At 63.9% G+C, this 16698-nt stretch carries 18 protein-coding genes; 13 read left to right on the top strand and 5 right to left on the bottom strand.

Going from position 1 to position 16698, the window contains the following annotated elements; genetic code table 11:
* Window positions 1–37 precede the first annotated feature (37 nt).
* A complete protein-coding gene (locus AC1DUR_RS14755) occupies window positions 38–610 on the top strand; it encodes a ferritin-like domain-containing protein (protein WP_477719595.1) in 573 nt (190 codons plus the stop codon).
* 106 nt (window positions 611–716) lie between these two features.
* Here AC1DUR_RS14755 and AC1DUR_RS14750 read toward each other — a convergent pair whose 3' ends face one another.
* Entirely contained in the window at window positions 717–1850 is a 1134-nt protein-coding gene (locus tag AC1DUR_RS14750; RefSeq protein ID WP_477719594.1) for a 5-methyltetrahydropteroyltriglutamate--homocysteine S-methyltransferase, read from the bottom strand.
* Between the two features lie 143 nt (window positions 1851–1993).
* Here AC1DUR_RS14750 and AC1DUR_RS14745 point away from each other — a divergent pair, with 143 nt between their 5' ends.
* The 10 genes from AC1DUR_RS14745 (at window position 1994) to AC1DUR_RS14700 (ending at window position 11188) form a co-directional block, all read left to right on the top strand.
* Window positions 1994–3103, top strand: coding sequence for an aromatic ring-hydroxylating dioxygenase subunit alpha (locus AC1DUR_RS14745; protein ID WP_477719593.1), 1110 nt, complete (start codon window positions 1994–1996; stop codon window positions 3101–3103).
* A gap of 66 nt (window positions 3104–3169) precedes the next feature.
* Window positions 3170–3967: a GntR family transcriptional regulator gene (locus AC1DUR_RS14740; protein ID WP_477719592.1), complete on the top strand. Its 798-nt coding sequence runs from the start codon at window positions 3170–3172 to the stop codon at window positions 3965–3967.
* A 48-nt stretch (window positions 3968–4015) separates the two neighbouring features.
* Window positions 4016–5005: a PDR/VanB family oxidoreductase gene (locus AC1DUR_RS14735; RefSeq protein ID WP_477719591.1), complete on the top strand. Its 990-nt coding sequence runs from the start codon at window positions 4016–4018 to the stop codon at window positions 5003–5005.
* 60 nt (window positions 5006–5065) lie between these two features.
* Window positions 5066–6238, top strand: coding sequence for an ABC transporter substrate-binding protein (locus AC1DUR_RS14730; protein WP_477719590.1), 1173 nt, complete (start codon window positions 5066–5068; stop codon window positions 6236–6238).
* A 158-nt stretch (window positions 6239–6396) separates the two neighbouring features.
* Window positions 6397–7269: a branched-chain amino acid ABC transporter permease gene (locus tag AC1DUR_RS14725; protein WP_477719589.1), complete on the top strand. Its 873-nt coding sequence runs from the start codon at window positions 6397–6399 to the stop codon at window positions 7267–7269.
* The gene (locus AC1DUR_RS14720; RefSeq protein WP_477719588.1) at window positions 7269–8249 is read left to right on the top strand and encodes a branched-chain amino acid ABC transporter permease; all 981 of its coding nucleotides are present in this window, start codon (window positions 7269–7271) and stop codon (window positions 8247–8249) included. The genes AC1DUR_RS14725 and AC1DUR_RS14720 overlap by 1 nt, the downstream gene beginning before the upstream one ends.
* Window positions 8246–9052, top strand: a complete 807-nt coding sequence (locus AC1DUR_RS14715; RefSeq protein WP_477719587.1) for an ABC transporter ATP-binding protein — start codon at window positions 8246–8248, stop codon at window positions 9050–9052. The genes AC1DUR_RS14720 and AC1DUR_RS14715 overlap by 4 nt, the downstream gene beginning before the upstream one ends.
* Entirely contained in the window at window positions 9045–9749 is a 705-nt protein-coding gene (locus tag AC1DUR_RS14710; protein WP_477719586.1) for an ABC transporter ATP-binding protein, read from the top strand. The genes AC1DUR_RS14715 and AC1DUR_RS14710 overlap by 8 nt, the downstream gene beginning before the upstream one ends.
* A gap of 74 nt (window positions 9750–9823) precedes the next feature.
* On the top strand, window positions 9824–10243 hold the full coding sequence (locus AC1DUR_RS14705) for a potassium channel family protein (protein WP_477719585.1): 420 nt from the start codon (window positions 9824–9826) through the stop codon (window positions 10241–10243).
* Between the two features lie 333 nt (window positions 10244–10576).
* Window positions 10577–11188 carry a hypothetical protein gene (locus tag AC1DUR_RS14700; protein ID WP_477719584.1) on the top strand — a complete coding sequence of 204 codons (612 nt, stop codon included), beginning with the start codon at window positions 10577–10579 and terminating at the stop codon, window positions 11186–11188.
* Window positions 11189–11262: 74 nt separating this feature from the next.
* On the opposite strand, the gene AC1DUR_RS14695 is transcribed toward AC1DUR_RS14700, so the two are convergent.
* Complete coding sequence (locus AC1DUR_RS14695; RefSeq protein WP_477719583.1) at window positions 11263–12684, bottom strand: FAD-binding oxidoreductase; 1422 nt, start codon at window positions 12682–12684, stop codon at window positions 11263–11265.
* Window positions 12685–12809: 125 nt separating this feature from the next.
* Window positions 12810–13751, bottom strand: coding sequence for a carbon-nitrogen hydrolase family protein (locus AC1DUR_RS14690; RefSeq protein WP_477719582.1), 942 nt, complete (start codon window positions 13749–13751; stop codon window positions 12810–12812).
* Window positions 13752–13855: 104 nt separating this feature from the next.
* Between AC1DUR_RS14690 and AC1DUR_RS14685 the strand changes: the two genes are divergently transcribed.
* Window positions 13856–14605: a winged helix-turn-helix transcriptional regulator gene (locus AC1DUR_RS14685; protein ID WP_477719581.1), complete on the top strand. Its 750-nt coding sequence runs from the start codon at window positions 13856–13858 to the stop codon at window positions 14603–14605.
* A gap of 170 nt (window positions 14606–14775) precedes the next feature.
* Here AC1DUR_RS14685 and AC1DUR_RS14680 read toward each other — a convergent pair whose 3' ends face one another.
* Entirely contained in the window at window positions 14776–15180 is a 405-nt protein-coding gene (locus AC1DUR_RS14680; RefSeq protein WP_477719580.1) for a hypothetical protein, read from the bottom strand.
* A gap of 253 nt (window positions 15181–15433) precedes the next feature.
* Here AC1DUR_RS14680 and AC1DUR_RS14675 point away from each other — a divergent pair, with 253 nt between their 5' ends.
* Window positions 15434–15982 carry a DUF2242 domain-containing protein gene (locus tag AC1DUR_RS14675; protein WP_477719579.1) on the top strand — a complete coding sequence of 183 codons (549 nt, stop codon included), beginning with the start codon at window positions 15434–15436 and terminating at the stop codon, window positions 15980–15982.
* A gap of 43 nt (window positions 15983–16025) precedes the next feature.
* On the opposite strand, the gene trxC is transcribed toward AC1DUR_RS14675, so the two are convergent.
* Window positions 16026–16463, bottom strand: coding sequence for a thioredoxin TrxC (gene trxC / locus AC1DUR_RS14670; RefSeq protein ID WP_477719578.1), 438 nt, complete (start codon window positions 16461–16463; stop codon window positions 16026–16028).
* Window positions 16464–16698 lie beyond the last annotated feature (235 nt).

Below are 16698 nucleotides of genomic sequence, written 5' to 3'. Positions count from 1 at the left end.
GTCATTTGTGAACCGTTTTTTTTCACTGGAGATTGCCATGTCGTTTTTTGAAATGTCCACGCCCGTCGCTGCACGGCGGCTGTTTTTGGGCCGCTCGGGCGGTCTGGTCCTGTCGGGCGCAGCGGTTGCGCTGCTCGCGGGCAATGACGCGCTGGCCGCCAAGGCGGGTGGCTCCAAAGCCGGCGACGTGCAAATTCTCAACACCGCCATCGGCGCCGAACTGGAGGCCATCGCGGCCTATCAGCTGGGCGCAGAAAGCAAGCTGCTGACCAAACCCGTGCTGGACCTCGCCGTGACGTTTCAGGGACACCACAAGGCGCATGTGGCGCTGCTCTCGGGCACGGTCGAAAAGCTGGGTGGCAAACCCGTCATCGCCAAAACCAAATACAACTTTCCGGTAGATCAGCTGAAAACAGAGCTGGATGTGCTCAAGTTCGCGGCCCAGCTGGAGCAAGGCGCCGTGAGCGCCTACCTCGGTGCCGTGCCGCTGTTTGCCAACCGCGACTTGTCCAAGGCGGCCGCCAGCATTCTGGGTGATGAAGCCATGCACTGGGCCATCCTGCGCCAGGCCATTGGCGAAGCCCCCGTGCCGTCGGCCTTTGTGTCGTGAAGCCGCGGCGCCATCGTCTGCGGGGTGCCAACAGCACGGCGCCGTGCCGCAAGTAGCGGGCGCTGCCGCGCCGGTTGGCGTCATGGCCTGTGGGTGTGGTGACGCTTCAGGCCGTTCCCCAGACCTCCTGCGCCGTTTCCACCACCAGGCGCAGTTTGGCGCGCTGTGCTTCAACGGCGATGTCGTTGCCATGCACGGTGCTGCTGAAGCCGCATTGCGGTGACAGCGCCAGCTGCTTCAGCGGCGCGTAGCGGGCCGCGGCTTCGATGCGGCGTTTCAGGTCGTCCTTGTCTTCCAGCGAGCCAAACTTGGTGGTGACGAGTCCCAGCACCACGGTCTTGCCCTTGGGCAGGTAGCGCAGCGGCTTGAAGTCGCCGCTGCGCGCGTCGTCGTACTCCATGAAGTAGGCGTCGAGGTTCATTTCTTTCAGCAGCGCCTCGGCCACCGGCTCGTAATTGCCCGATGCCGCGTGCGTGCTCTTGAAGTTGCCGCGGCACAGGTGCATGGCCAGCAGCATGCCGGGTGGCTTTTGCGCGACAACGAGGTTGATGAATTTGGCGTAGCGGTGCGGCAGCTCATTGGGGTCGTCGCCGCGCTGGCGTGCGGCTTCGCGCATTTTTTCGTCGCACAGGTAGGCCAGGTTGGTGTCGTCCATCTGCACATAGGTGCAGCCGGCGGCGGCCAGCGAGCGCAGCTCCTCGCCGTAGGCATTGGCCACGTCCTGGTAGAACTGCGGGTCCAGCTCGGGGTAGTGCTCCTTGCTGATGCCGGCCCGTCCGCCGCGAAAGTGCAGCATGGTCGGTGACGGAATGGTCACCTTGGGTGTGTTGCCTGCCGATACCTGGCTCTTGAGGTACTGGAAGTCGGCCAACTGGATGTCCTTGACGTGGCGCACCTTGTCAATCACGCGCATCACCGGCGGAGCCAGCTCCTGCGAGCCGTCGGGCCGGATCACGGTGACCGGGATGTCGGTTTTCACGCCGCCGATCTGCTCCAGAAAGTCAATGTGAAAGTAGGTGCGGCGAAACTCACCGTCGGTGATGCTTTTCAGGCCCACGTCTTCCTGGAATTTCACAATCTCGGTGATGGCCCGGTCTTCCACCTGGCGCAACTGCTCGGGCGAGATCTGGCCCTGGGCTTTTTGTTCGCGGGCTTCCAGCAAATATTTCGGGCGCAAAAAACTGCCCACGTGGTCATAGCGCGCAGGCAGGTGAGGGGCGGCGTTGCTCGTGTTACTCATACGGAGTCCTTGGTTGAGGCGGTGATTAGCTTGCATGTTAAGGCATTGATTAACTCTTTGAATGAATACAGAAACTGGTGAAAACACCTAGAAATGGCTATTTTCAGTTGATTTTTCTTCTTTTATGTATACAGTGCGTATCCATGAAAGACGAAAAACCCTCCTTTCCGCTCAACGCCTGGTATGCCGCGGCCTATGACGTCGAAGTCGTGCGTGCGCTGCTGCCGCGCACCATCTGCAAGCAAAAACTGGTGATGTTCCGCAAGACCGACGGCACAGTGGCCGCGCTGGAAGACGCCTGCTGGCACCGGCTGCTGCCGTTGTCCATGGGCCGCCTCGACGGCGATGAGCTCACCTGCGGCTACCACGGTCTGGTCTACAACGCCCAAGGGCGCTGCACCCACATGCCGAGCCAGGAAACACTGAACCCTTCGGCCTGTGTGCGTGCTTACCCGGTGCTGGAAAAGCACCGCTTTGTCTGGGTCTGGCCGGGTGATCCGGCCAAGGCCGACCCGGCGTTGGTGCCCGACCTGCACTGGAACGACGATGCCGAATGGGCGGGCGACGGAAAAATGATCAAGGTGAAGTGCGACTACCGCCTGGTGGTGGACAACCTGATGGACCTCACACATGAGACCTTTGTGCACAGCTCCAGCATTGGCCAGCGTGCGGTGGCCGAGGCGCCGTTTGTGGCCACGCACGGCGACCGCACGGCCACCGTGACGCGCTGGATGGAAAATATTGATGCGCCGCCTTTCTGGGCCGGGCAGATCAACCACTCCCTGGGTTACCAGGGCCCGGTGGATCGCTGGCAGATCATCAAATTTGAAGCGCCCTGCACCGTGACGATTGACGTGGGCGTGGCCGAGGCCGGCACCGGCGCCGTGCCGCCCGGCGGCAATGCAGGCGATGCGCGCTTGAGCAACCGCAGCAGGGGCGTGAACGGCTTTGTGCTCAATACCATCACGCCCGAGACCGACGGCACTTGCCACTACTTCTGGGCTTTTGCGCGCAACTACTGTCTGGGCGAGCAGCGCCTCACGCATCAGTTGCGCGAGGGCGTGGCCAGCATCTTCCGCGAAGACGAGCATGTGCTGGAAGCGCAGCAGATCGCCATGGACGAACACCCGGACCACCAGTTCTACAACCTCAACATCGACGCCGGCTCGATGTGGGCCCGCAAACTGATCGACAAGATGGTGGAACGTGAAACATCCCCCACCCCGGTGATCCCGATCCGCCAGGTGGCCTGATCTTTCAACCACGCCTTTCAACCCCGGCTCTTTTTCCCGACATCTCCCCCACACAAACACAAATCCATGGCAACTGCTATCAAAAATATAGCTTCCGAGGCAGATGGCACCGCCGCTGAAAACCCGATTGGCACGGAAAGCGCGCAGGTGCGGGCGCTGCTGAAGCTGCGCGAGCTGATCCTCTCGGGCGAACTGGCCGGCGGCACCCGTATTGCCGAACTGGCGATTGTCGAGCGCCTCGGCGTGTCTCGCACGCCGATACGCGCGGCGCTGATGCGGCTGGAGCAGGAAGGCCTGCTCGAAGCGTTGCCCAACGGCGGTTATGCGGTCCGGACCTTTTCCGAGCGCGACATTGCCGACGCGATTGAGCTGCGCGGCACGCTGGAAGGTTTGCTGGTGCGGCTGGCGGCCGAGCGGGGCGCGCCGGCGGTGGTGATGGGTGAGGCCAAAGACTGCCTCAAGCAGGTGGACGCGGTGCTGGCCCAGCCCGCGCTGAGCGACGAGGCCTTTTCCGCTTATGTGGATTTGAATGAGCGCTTTCACACGCTGCTCTATGAGATGGCCGACAGCCCGGTCACCGTGAAACAGCTGGAGCGTGTGGTCAGCCTGCCTTTTGCGTCGGCTTCGGCCTTTGTCGTGGTGCAGTCCAACTCGCCGCAGGCGCGCGACATGCTCGTGGTGGCGCAGGACCAGCACTGGCAGGTACTCGATGCCATTGAGCGCGGCGAGGGCACGCGCGCCGAAGCCCTGATGCGCGAGCACTCGCGCCTGGCGCAGCGCAACCTGCGCCGTGCGCTGTCGGGCCAGGGCTCGGCCATGCCGGCATCCATGAAAGCCATGAAGCTGATCCGCCGGCGCGGCTGACTGCCTCTGACCACTTCTGACCACCTCTGACTACGTGATTCCCAGAACATGAAAAGCACCCAGACCTGGCAACCCGCCACCGTTGCCGCCGTGCGCGACGTCACACCCACCGTGCGCGAATTCGAAATCCGTCCGGCGGAGGGCGCTGCTGCGCCGTGGCAGGCCGGCTCGCATTTGCAGCTGCAGGTGCTGGTCAACGGCAAGGTGCAGACCCGTTCCTATTCGCTGGTGGGCCTGCCCGATGGCGTGAGCTATCGCATTGCCGTCAAACGCATGGACGACGGCCGGGGCGGCTCGCTGGCCATGTGGCGGCTGGCCGTAGGTGACCGGCTGCAGATCAGCGATCCGCAAAACCATTTTCAGCTGGACCTGTCGGCGCCGCACTATCTGATCGTGGCCGGCGGCATAGGCATCACACCGCTGGTGATGATGGCCCAGCAGCTCCAGGCGCAGTGCCAGAAGTCGGGCGCCACGCTGCGCATGCTCTACGGTGCGCGCACGCAAGAGGAACTGGCGTTTTTGCCGCTGCTGCGCGCAGCGCTGGGCGACGCCCTGCAGACCTTCGTGGCCGGGCGCGGCGAAAACATGGACCTGGCCGCCGCCATTGGCGCCTTGCCCGCGGGTGGGCAGCTGTATACCTGCGGCCCGGTGTCCATGCTGGAGGCCGTCAGGAAAAGCTGGACCGAGGCCGGCCGTCCGCTGGCCGACCTGCGTTTTGAAACCTTTGGCAGCAGCGGCCGTTTTGCTGCCCAGGCCTTCAGGGTGCGGGTGCCGCGCCATCAGGTCGACATCATGGTGCCGGCCGACACCACGCTGCTGGACGCACTGGAGAGCGCCGGCGTGGAAAGCATTTTTGATTGCCGCCGCGGCGAGTGCGGCCTGTGCGCGATGGATGTGCTCGCGCTGGACGGCGAGATCGATCACCGCGATGTGTTTTTGAGCGAGCACGAAAAGCAGCAAAACACGCGCATCTGTACCTGCGTATCACGGGTGGTCGGCTCGCTGACCCTGGATTCTTCCTATAGACCCGAGGCCTGAGGGGCCTAACACTGCATTGTTGATTCCGATTCCGTTCGCATTAATTACCAGGAGACATCCATGAACAAAAGAACCTTTATCCAAGCCGCCGTGATGGCCGCCGTGGCGCTCGCCAGCGTGCAAGCGCTCGCGCAAGACGGCAAGTTCAAGATAGGCCTGCTCCTGCCGATGACGGGGCCCTTCGCTTCCACGGGCCGGCAGATTGAAGCGGCGACCCGGCTGTATATGGCGCAAAACGGCGACACCGTCGCCGGCAAAAAGGTCGAACTCATCATCAAGGATGACACCGGCACACCCGACGTCACCAAGCGCCTGGCGCAGGAAATGATCGTCAACGACAAGGTCAATGTGCTGGCCGGCTTCGGCCTGACGCCGCTGGCGCTCGCCACGGCCCCGCTGGCCACGCAGTCCAAAACACCGATGGTGGTGATGGCCGCGGCCACCTCCAGCATCACCGAGGCCTCGCCCTACATCGTGCGCACCAGCTTCACGCTGCCGCAGGTCACCATTGGCGTGGCGGATTGGGCGCCGAAGAACGGCATCAAGAAAGTGGTGAGCCTGGTGTCGGACTACGGCCCCGGCATTGACGCCGAGCGCACCTTCAAGGACCGCTTCACCTTCAACGGTGGCGCTGTGGTGGACGCGGTGCGCGTGCCGCTGCGCAACCCCGACTTCGCGCCTTTCCTGCAGAAAGTGCGCGATGCCAAGCCCGATGCGGTGTTTGCCTTTGTGCCCTCCGGTGCCGGTTCGGCGCTGATGAAGCAGTTTGCCGAGCGCGGCCTGGACAAGGCCGGCATCAAGCTGATCGCTACCGGCGATGTGACCGATGACGACATCCTGAACGACATGGGCGAGGTGGCCGTGGGTGTGGTGACCTCGCACCACTATTCGGCGGCCCACAAATCGCCGTTGAACCAGAAGTTTGTCGAGGCCTTCGGCAAGGCCAACAAGGGGCTGCGGCCCAATTTCATGGCCGTGGGCGGCTATGACGGCATGCGCGTGATCTACGAAGCCCTGAAGACCACCAAGGGAGCAGGCGGCGGCGAGGCCTTGCTCGCTGCCATGAAGGGCCAGGTTTTCGAGAGCCCGCGCGGCCCGATCTTTGTGGACGCGCAATCGCGCGACATTGTGCAAAACGTCTACATCCGCAAGGTCGAGAAAGTCGGCGGCCAGCTCTACAACGTCGAATTCGAAACCATCAAGGACGTGAAAGACCCGGGCAAGGCCAGGTAAAACGGGTATGTCATTGGGATCTGACCCGAATCCATCGCCGTGTACACGCCAAGATGGATGCCGGGTCAAGCCCGGCATGACAGCTATTTTGCTTGCTGGTCATTGCGGGCTCGACCCGCAATCCAGGATCCCGACTTCTTGACTAACTACCATCACTGATGCTCACCATCCTCTTTGACGGCATTGCCTACGGCATGCTGCTGTTTGTGCTCGCGGTCGGCCTGGCCGTCACCATGGGCCTGATGAATTTCGTCAACCTGGCGCACGGCGCGTTTGCCATGGTGGGCGGCTACATCACCGTGCTGCTGATGCAGCGGCTGGGCGTGCCATTTTTGCTGTGCCTGCCGTTGGCCTTTGCGGGCGCGGCGCTGCTGGGCGGGGTGCTGGAGCGCACGCTGTACCGGCCGATGTACGCCAGGCCGCACCTGGACCAGGTGCTGTTTTCCATTGGCCTGACCTTCATGGCGGTGGCCAGCATGGACTACTTCATGGGCTCGACCCAGCAGATCATCCAGCTGCCTGACTGGCTGCGTGGTCGCACCGAGATCGGCAGCGGCTCGTGGATTCTGGGTATGGGCCACTACCGCCTGTTCATCGTGGCCGTGTGCGCGGCGCTCACACTGGCGCTGCAGTATGTGCTGGCGCGCACACGCTTCGGCAGCCGTCTGCGCGCCTCAGTGGATGACCAGCGCGTGGCCGCCGGCCTGGGCATCAATGTCAACGTGGTGTTCCTGTCCACCTTTGCGGTCGGTTCGGGCCTGGCCGGGCTGGGCGGCGCGCTGGGCGCTGAAGTGCTGGGGCTGGACCCGACCTTCCCGCTGAAATTCATGATTTACTTTTTGATCGTGGTCGCCGTCGGCGGCACCTCGTCCATCACCGGGCCGCTGCTGGCCGCGCTGCTGCTGGGCATTGCCGATGTGGCCGGCAAGTACTACATCCCCAAACTCGGCGCCTTCATCGTCTACAGCCTGATGATTGCGATCCTGATCTGGCGCCCGCAAGGCCTGTTTGTGCGCAAAGGCGGCAAGTGATGAACAACAAACCACTCCTGCCGGTCCGGCAGTCCCTGCTGAATGCCTCGCGCTGGAAACCCTGGGAGCCGGTGCTGTGGCTGCTGGCTTTTGCCTCGCCGCTGCTGCTGTCCAGCCATGCGCTGATCATCAATGAAATCGCCATCGTCGCGCTGTTTGCCATCTCGCTGGACCTGATCCTGGGCTTCACCGGCATTGTGTCGCTGGGGCATGCGGCATTTTTTGGCCTGGGCGCTTATGCCGCTGCGCTGTTCGCCAAACTGGTCATGCCCGATCCGCTGGTCGGGCTGGCGGTGGCGATTGCGGTCTCCACGCTGATGGGCGCCGCCTGCAGCCTGACCATCATGCGCGGCAGCGACCTGACGCGCCTGATGGTCACCCTGGGCATGGGCCTGATCCTGCTGGAGCTGGCCAACAAGCTTGACTGGCTCACCGGCGGGGCCGACGGCCTGCAAGGCGTGCTGATGGGGCCGCTGCTGGGCCGCTTCGAGTTTGACCTGTCGGGCCGCACCGCCGCGTATTACTCGCTGTGTGTCGGCCTCGTTCTCTTTTTGCTCGCCCGGCGCCTGGTGCATTCGCCGTTTGGCGCCACCCTGATGGCGATTCGCGACAACCGGCTGCGCGCAATGGCCATCGGCATTCCGGTGCATGCGCGCCTGGCCGTGATCTACACGGTGTCGGCCGGGGTTGCCGGTGCGGCCGGCGGCCTGCTGGCGCAGACCACCGGCTTTGCCTCGCTGGACGTGTTTGACTTTCACCGCTCGGCCGACGTGATGCTGGTGCTGGTGGTGGGCGGCGTCGGCTGGCTGTATGGCGGTATTGCCGGTGCGGTGGTGTTCAAGCTGATGCAGGACATCCTGTCGGCCATCACCCCACAGTACTGGACTTTCTGGATTGGCCTGTTCCTCGTCGTGCTGGTGCTGGTCGGGCGCGAGCGCCTGCTGCGGCCCTGGACCTGGTTCAAGAGGAGTAAGGCATGAGCACCGGCCAGACCGATCAAATCGATCAAACCGATCAAACCGACCAGACTGTGCTGTCGGCCAGCGGCCTGGTGATGCGCTTTGGCGGTATCACGGCCACCAACAACGTCACGCTGAACCTGCAAAAGGGCGCGCGCCATGCGCTCATCGGCCCCAACGGCGCCGGCAAGACCACGCTGATCAACCTGCTGACGGGCGTGCTGCAACCCACCGAAGGGCGCATCACGCTGCTCGGCAACGACATCACCCAGCTGGCCCCGCACCAGCGCGTGCAGCGCGGCATGGTGCGCACCTTCCAGATCAACCAGCTGTTCGACTCTCTGACGCCGTTGCAGACTTTGGCGTTGACGGTCTCGCAGCAACACGGCCTCGGTGCCCGCTGGTGGCAGTCGCTGGGCCGCAGCGACGCGGTGGCCGCGCGCTGCGAGCAGCTGCTCGAGCAGTTCCACCTGACCGAGGTGATGAACCAGCCCACCCGTGTGCTGGCCTACGGCAAGCGCCGCCTGCTGGAAATCGCGATTGCGCTGGCCTGCGAGCCGCGCGTGCTGCTGCTCGACGAGCCCGTGGCCGGTGTGCCGGCCGGCGAACGCGAGGAACTGCTGCAAACCGTTGCGGCGCTGCCGGCCGACGTGTCGGTGCTGCTGATCGAACACGACATGGACCTGGTGTTCAGCTTTGCCACGCGCATGACGGTGCTGGTCAATGGCACGGTGCTCATCGAAGGCGATCCGGAACAGATTGCGAACGATCCCGAAGTCAAGGCGGTGTACCTGGGCCATGGCGAGGAGGCCCACCATGAGTGAACTTCTTAAAGTCGAAGGACTGAGCGCCGGCTACGGCGAGGCGATTGTGCTCAACAACATTTCGCTGGCGCTGGACGAAGGCAAAACACTGGCGCTGCTGGGGCGCAACGGCACCGGCAAGACCACGCTGATCAACACGCTGGCCGGCGCCACGCGCCAGCACGGCGGCAGCATCACACTGGGCGGGCTGGCTTTGCACAAGCTGGCCTCGCATGAGCGTGCGGCCGTGGGCATCGGCTGGGTGCCGCAGGAGCGCAACATCTTCAAGTCGCTGACCGTCCATGAAAACCTGACCGCCGTGGCGCGGCCGGGCCGCTGGACGCCGGAGCGGGTGTACGAGATGTTTCCGCGTCTGGCCGAACGCAAGACCAACCTGGGCACGCAGCTGTCGGGCGGCGAGCAGCAGATGCTGGCGGTGGGCCGCGCGCTGGTGCTCAACCCGCGCCTGCTGCTGCTCGATGAGCCGCTCGAAGGCCTGGCGCCCATCATTGTGGAAGAGCTGCTGCGGGCGATTCGCCGCATCACGCGCGAAGAGGGCTTGTCGGCCATCATCGTCGAGCAGCATCCGCAGGCCATCCTGGCAATCTCCGACAGCGCTGTTGTGCTCGACCGCGGCACCGTAGTGCATGCCGGCACCGCGCGGCAGTTGCGCGAGCAGCCGCAGCTGCTGGAACACCTGCTGGGGGTGGCGCGCTAGTGTGGTGCAACACCACACTACGCCCTTGATCCAGCGCAACACGGGGGCAGCCGGTGCTGCGGTACAGTGCCTCCATGATGAACTGGCAACATCGCAAACATCTTGTCACCCGCCGCGGCGTGAGGTACTCGCTGGTGCTGTGCCTGCTGATTCTGGGCCTGGGCGGCGTGGGCTTCTGGATCGTCGAGCCGCGCGTCGTCACCCTGGCTGACGGGCTGTGGCTGGCCTTCACCACGGCCGCTACCGTCGGCTATGGCGACATTGTTCCCAGCACCGATTTGTCGCGCGCATTTGCCGTGCTGGTGGTGCTGCTGGGCCTGGCCGTGCTGTCGCTGGTGACGGCCTCCGTGGCGGCCATGTTTGTTGAAACCGAAGAGCGGCAAATCGAACGCGACCTGATGCACGCCATCGGCGCACTGCGCGCCGAGGTGAAAAGCCTGCACGATGAGCTGCGCGAGCTCAAGGCAACGCGCCAGGCCGACCCGCCTGGCTGAGCCGGCCGCCTGTCCCGGTACATCTCCATTGGCGCATCACCTCCGGGGCCGGCGCACCCCGACCTTTGCGGTCACTTTATGGGTCAAAAGTGCATTTGGATACCACTGAAGTCGCGACGTAAATACCGGGTAAATCTCCGTTTTCCTTACACGGCGTTCACAAATGCAGGCCAACAATGAACGCACTGAATCAAAGATCCCGATAACAGAACCCCGGAACGCAGCGATTCAGAAAGCAGCTCCCACAGCCGCTTGCCGACCCTGGTTTGAAATGCCAGCGGCTGCAAATGGCCATTCGAGTTGTCGGTTATCCAATCCAAAGCAGGAGATCCCATGAAATCGAAACTTTTAACCCTCTCGCTACTGGCGTCCGCCTTGTTTGCCAGCCTGGGCCTCGCTCCGGTGATGGCGCAAAGCACCTACACGCCCGGCATTGACCAGACGCAGGCTGCGATCAGCGCGCGCATCCAGGAAGGCCTGGCCTCGGGCCGCATCACACCGTCGGAGGCGCAGGCGCTTTACCGCCGTGACCGCGAGATCCAGATGCGCGAAAACCAGTTCAGGGCCAACGGCGACGTCTCACCCCAGGAGCGCCAGCAACTGCGGGCCGACCTCAGCGCCCTGACCGCTGAAGTTGAACGCCTGATTGCCAACCGCGACGTGGTGGGCCAGCCCGGCTACCCCGGCAATCCCGGTACCCCCGGCATCGACAATCGCCAGGTCAATATCAGCGAGCGCATTGACGAGGGCGTGCGCACCGGCCGCATCACCCAGCGTGAAGCCGACAGGCTGCACAGCCGCGAGCGCCGCATTGCACGCCATGAGGCCGCCTTCAAGTCTGACGGTGTGGTGACCCAGCAGGAACGCCGCCAGCTGCGCGATGAACTGACCGCACTGCGCCAGGAGGTGGAGCGCATGATGCACAACCGCCGTGGACGTGGCTAGGAAGCTTTGAGAAGGCATGAAGCCATCAAGCCAGGCAGCTTGGCCCGAGAGGGTCGAGCTGACTGGCTATCAGTTCAACCAGAGACACTCTTTGTGTGGCGGAAGAAGTTTTCGGGGTCGTACTTGCGCTTGAGCGCCGCGAGTCTGTCCAGGTTGGATCGGCCGTACGCGGCCTCGATGCGGTCCTGGCCCTCGTCCTCAGTCAGGAAGTTGATGTATGCCCCGCCTGTCGAGCAGGAGCGCGTCGCTTCGAAGCAGTCGCGCGCCCACTTGACATTGATGTCGTCATCGCCCGGCTTCTCCCAGGAGGCAGCGATGTTCAGCACATAGGCCGCGTCTCGATTGCCTGCCGGCGAATACCCGGCAGGCAGCTCGCCCAACGCACCCTGTATCTGGAACAGGAGGATGGCCGAATGGGGCGATCGAATTCGGCCCGCATGCTCCACGGCGACGTCAATGGTCTGACGATCGATGCCTGGCAGGTAGTGTGACTTCCAGTAGTAGCGCCGTCCTTTGGGCTGCGTGGCATCAAGCAGACTCTGCATCTGCGTATAGGGCCGACGCGTCATGATGTCGGCCACTGGCCGACCCAGCCCGCGCAGCGGCGCGATCAATGCTTCTCCGTCTTCGACCTTGCCGGAGTAGCAGACGAAGATGGCGACGATCGGCTTGCCGTGCACATCCTTCGGGAGCCAAGGTGCCGGCGGCGAAATCCGCAGAACAGCCACGCTGGTCAATTCGCGCGGCGCCCCTGCGCTGAACTCACGGTAGGCGTCGAGAACCTGCTGGGCGTCGTCGCCGTGCCACGCGATCGCGCCTCCCAGGATTTCGGGGCCGACGGGAAAGAGTCGATACTCAAACGATGTGACGATTCCGAAGTTGCCGCTGCCGCCACGCAGCGCCCAGAACAGGTCCTCGTTCTCGTCCGCAGACACACGCAAGACGTCGCCGCCGGCGGTCACCACTTCCATCGAGACCACGTTGTCGCAGGTCCAGCCGTGGCGACGCGTGAGGTAGCCAAATCCGCCGCCGACGGTGAGGCCTGCAATCCCGGTGGCAGAAACAAAACCGAGCACGGCTGCGAGCCCGTGCAGCTGTGTCTCGCGGTCGACCTCGGCCAGTGTGCAGCCGGCTTGCGCGCGAGCCGTGCGGCGCACTGGATCGACCCAAACGCCTCTCAGCGGTGACATGTCGATCATGAGGCCGCCCTCGCAGACCGCAAGGCCTGCGATATTGTGGCCGCCGCCGCGCACGGAACTGAGAAGCCCGTGCTGACGCGCGAACCGAACGGCCTGCACGACATCGACCGTCCCGGTGCAGCGAGCCACCAGGCCAGGGCGACGATCGATCATCGCGTTCCAGATCTTGCGCGACTCCTCGTATTCCGGGTCATCCGCAGTCAGCACCTGGCCTTTGAATGCGGCCTTGAACGACTGCAGGACCTCCGGCGAAAGGTCCACTGTCCCGCCGTCCATTCGTGTAAGTTTGATAGCCATGAGTCATCTCCAGGAAGAGTGATGAAATTTGGGGTCTTACTGCCGGTTGCCGGCCGCCATCCTGGCAAGTGTTCGAGCGACGGAACGGGTCGGCTGGTCCTGCAATCAATCTGGGCGCGCGGCGCTTACCCGTCAACGTAGCGCACGGGTGTCACCGGCGCGCGACGCACCTGTAGCTCGAAGATGTCCGGTCGCGCGTAGTGCCCGGTGACGTCGAGCGTTCGGCGTGACGGCGCGACGCGCGCGGTATCGATCTCTGCATACAAGATGCCGGCCTCTCGGCGCAATGGGCCCGCGACGACCTTCCCCATGGGATCGACCACCACCGAATCGCCGTCGTTGATCCATTCCTCGGGATCGGGGAACAACTCTGCGCGGGCCGGGAAGTCCTGCGGAACGTCACTGGCACGCAGCGCCGTGCCGCTACCGACCACCCAGCACCGACCCTCGAGCGCGATATGGCGCATCGTGCCGATCCAGGCGTCCCCACTGTCGTAGGTGGGCGCGACGTAGATCTCCACGCCCTGGGCGTAGAGCGCGTAGCGCGCCAGCGGCATGTAGTTCTCCCAGCAGATGAGGCAGCCGATCCGGCCGGCAGGCGTGTCGACCACGCGCAACCCGGACGCATCGCCCAAGCCATGAACCATGCGTTCAGGGTTGGTTGGCATCAACTTGCGGTGCCGGTTCTGCACCCTGCCGTCGGTGCCAATGGTAACGACGGTGTTGTAGAGCGTCCCGCCGCCACGCTCCCGATCTCGCTCATTGATGCCGCACACGATCGTCACCTTATGGGCGCGGGCGGCCTCGCACAGTTCAGCCAAGTCGCCGCCGCCGACGTCAACCGCGTTGGCGAGCAAGCGGGCGTGCAATTGGCCCATGACGGCGCCATCCCTTCCTGCCGCGAGTCGCCATATCCAGGACGGGTAACCCGGAATGAACGACTCGGGAAAGACGATCAGCGACGCCCCTGCCGCTGCTGCTTCGGCGACCCATTGCACGGCTCTTGTGATGGTGGCGCCACGGTCGAGCAAGGCCGGTGGGCGCTGAATGATGGCAATCCTCGTCATGGCGTTCTTTCTCGGGCAGACGTGCCCTACATGGACAGCTTGCGCGTGACTGGGCGCCCAGACTAGTCCAGAATCTGAAGCGTTTACGCTCTGGAGACGATACGATGGAAAAAACCTACGGTCAGTTCTGCACCGTTGCAAGGGGTGCCGAGGTGTTGTGCGAGCACTGGACGCCGCTGGTTGTGCGCGAGTTGCTGTGCGGCAGCAAGCGCTTCAACGAGCTGCATCGCGGCGTACCGCGAATGTCCACCAGCCTGCTGGCGCAGCGGCTTCAACGTCTCGAGGAATTCGGTGTCGTGCGCCGCGACGCCGTCGGCAAGGTTTGGGAATACAGCCTCACAGAGGCCGGCGAGGCACTTCGACCCATTGTCATGGCGCTTGGCCATTGGGGTGCGCAGTGGATTGGCAGCCGCCTGCGCGACGATGAACTGGATGCGGGCTTGCTCATGTGGGATATGCGCCGATTCGCGTGCATCCAGGAGTTCCCGTCCCGGCCCGTGGTCATCCACTTCCAGTTCCGCGACGCACGGGCTCGCGAGCGCGCCTGGTGGCTCGTCGTGGAGGACGGCGTGGCCGACCTGTGTCGCGACGACCCAGGGCGCGAGCTGACGCTCGTGGTGGATGCTTCCGTGCGCGCTTTGACCGAGGTGTGGGCGGGTGACCGCACGCCTCAGCAGGCCCTTCAGTCGCACGAGATCCGTGTTGATGGGGCGAGGCGCGACGCGGAAGACCTATGGCGGTGGCTGGGCACGAGTGCGTTCGCCTCGACGCGCCGCGCCGCGGGGCGGATGTCCCCGAGCGGCCCATCTCTGACGCCATCGCTGGTTGGCCGCGGACCCGAAGCGCACTTGTAATTTGTACGCCGAGGCGGACGCGCAGGCCAGGTCGGCCGTGACTGCACTGGGTGGTCGCCCGACAGTCGCCGGTCGCCACCGGCAGCAACTGGCCGGGAGCGTGAGTTCGACATCCGCAGACGCCACCATTGCCGGCGCCCCATAGGTTCTGGAACTTCGAGCGCACCACACTAGCGCAGCGCCAGCAGCATCTGGTCGGTCGCGTAGTTGCAGTCCTGCGGCCCGCGCTGGCAAAAGCGGGCAATGGCGTCCACATCCACCGGCACGGTCGCAAGCCCCGGCCGCTCCACCTTCAAGTTGCCGTCAGGTGTCGGCTGCACGGTGTACGCCGGATACTGCTGGGTGATCTTTGCCGCCAGCAGCTTTTGCCAGCTGGGCGCCTCGGTGCAGGCGGCCAGCGCGAGCAAGGCGGCCAGCGCGCCGGCAGCCAGGCCCCGGGCGTGGTGTTTGCGTTTGTAATGGATGTAGCAGGGCTCCATCAGGCCTACTTTAGCGATTTTCTGAAATAGAAGAGGCTCTTGCCGAGTAGCTGCGGCGAACCACGGCGGCAGGTAGCTATCAAAATAGTAGCGCATGGGCCGTGCGGCCCGAAGGCGGTGGAAACGTCCTACGACAGTCTGGGTGTAAACCGTGCGTTTGCGCCGGGTCAATGATTTAGGGTGCTGTGAGGGCGTCGGCGAAGTTTTTAAAATCGCCTGAATATGTCTGGGTGTGTCAGCATGGGTGATGATGCCTGATGAACCTGTAGAAATGTTGATGCTGGGGAGTGTTTTACCTGTGAAGCCGTTTTGCCTGACTTACCGTCAATCTCCATTGGTGTCTTCATTGATGTCTCCATTGGTGCCATTGCTGCTGGGCCTTTGCGGCCTGTCAGCCCTGCTGGCAGGGTGCGCAAGCCCTGTGAAGGCCTTCCCGCTGCAGGAAAAGTTCGGTTCCACCGCGACGTACTCCCGCCTGTTTGACGCCACCCCCGCGCAAACCTGCGAGGCCGCGCGACGGGCGCTGCTGAGCCAGGGTTACATCATCAACACCGTCAGGGCCGACCTGGTGGAGGGCCAGAAGAGCTTCCAGCCCGAGCCCGAGGCCCACCTGCAGATGATGATCCGGGTGGTGTGCGCGCCCGAGAGCTCTGACGGAAAAATCAGCCTGGGTTTTGTCACCGCGCTGCAGGACAGCTATGCCCTGAAAAAGAGCAACAACTCCGCCAGCGTGGGGGTGGGGGCGATCGGCTCGCTCTCGCTGCCCTTCAGTTCGAGCAATGATGCGATGGTCAAGGTGGGCAGCCAGACCATCACCTCCGATGCGTTTTATGACAGCTTTTTTGACCTGCTGAAGCGCTACCTGGCCACGGATGAGTCGGTGGGCATCTCCCCCTGATCTCCCCCTTGAGAAAACCCCGGTCTGGCCGTACTGGCCGCCGTCAGCGCAGCTTGGACTGCACCCAGCGCACGATGTCCGCCGCGCCCATGGCGCCCGCCTGGCGCGCTACCTCGCGGCCGTTCTGGAACAGCGCCAGCGTGGGAATGCTGCGGATGTTGAAGCGTGCGCCCAGGTTGGGCACGGCCTCGGTGTCTACCTTGGCCACGCGCACCCTGGGCTCCAGTTGCGCGGCAGCCTGCTCGTAGCCGGGTGCCATCTGGCGGCAGGGCCCGCACCACGGCGCCCAAAAATCCACCAGCACCGGAATCTGGTTGCGGCTGATGTGTTTGTCAAAAGCCGCTTCGTCCAGCGCGGCGGAATGCGCGGTGAAAAGCGCCTGTTTGCAGCTGCCGCAATTCGGCGCACTGCCGAGCTGGTCTGCGCGGACGCGGTTGGTGGTGTGGCAGTGCGGGCAGACGATGTGCAGGGATTCAGTCATATTCGTGCACCTTGGGGCCGTGGCGACCCATTTCAAGCGCGTCCCCCGCTTTTCGACGGGTGTGGCCGGCTGGCTCGGGCGCAAGTCCCGCCGACCACGGCCCGCCAAATGCCAAATTGCCCGATTGCCACTTACCACTTACCACTTACCACTTACCACCTACTAATTGCAGCGAGTTTGACGCGGATCAAAGGCCCGTCCATCCCCCGGTTGCATCATCAAATCGGTGTCATCA

It is taken from the genome of Polaromonas sp. P4_F4, assembly GCF_056401355.1.
The sequence above is the reverse complement of the archived record's forward strand: the minus strand, read 5'-3'. Positions and strand labels throughout refer to the sequence as shown.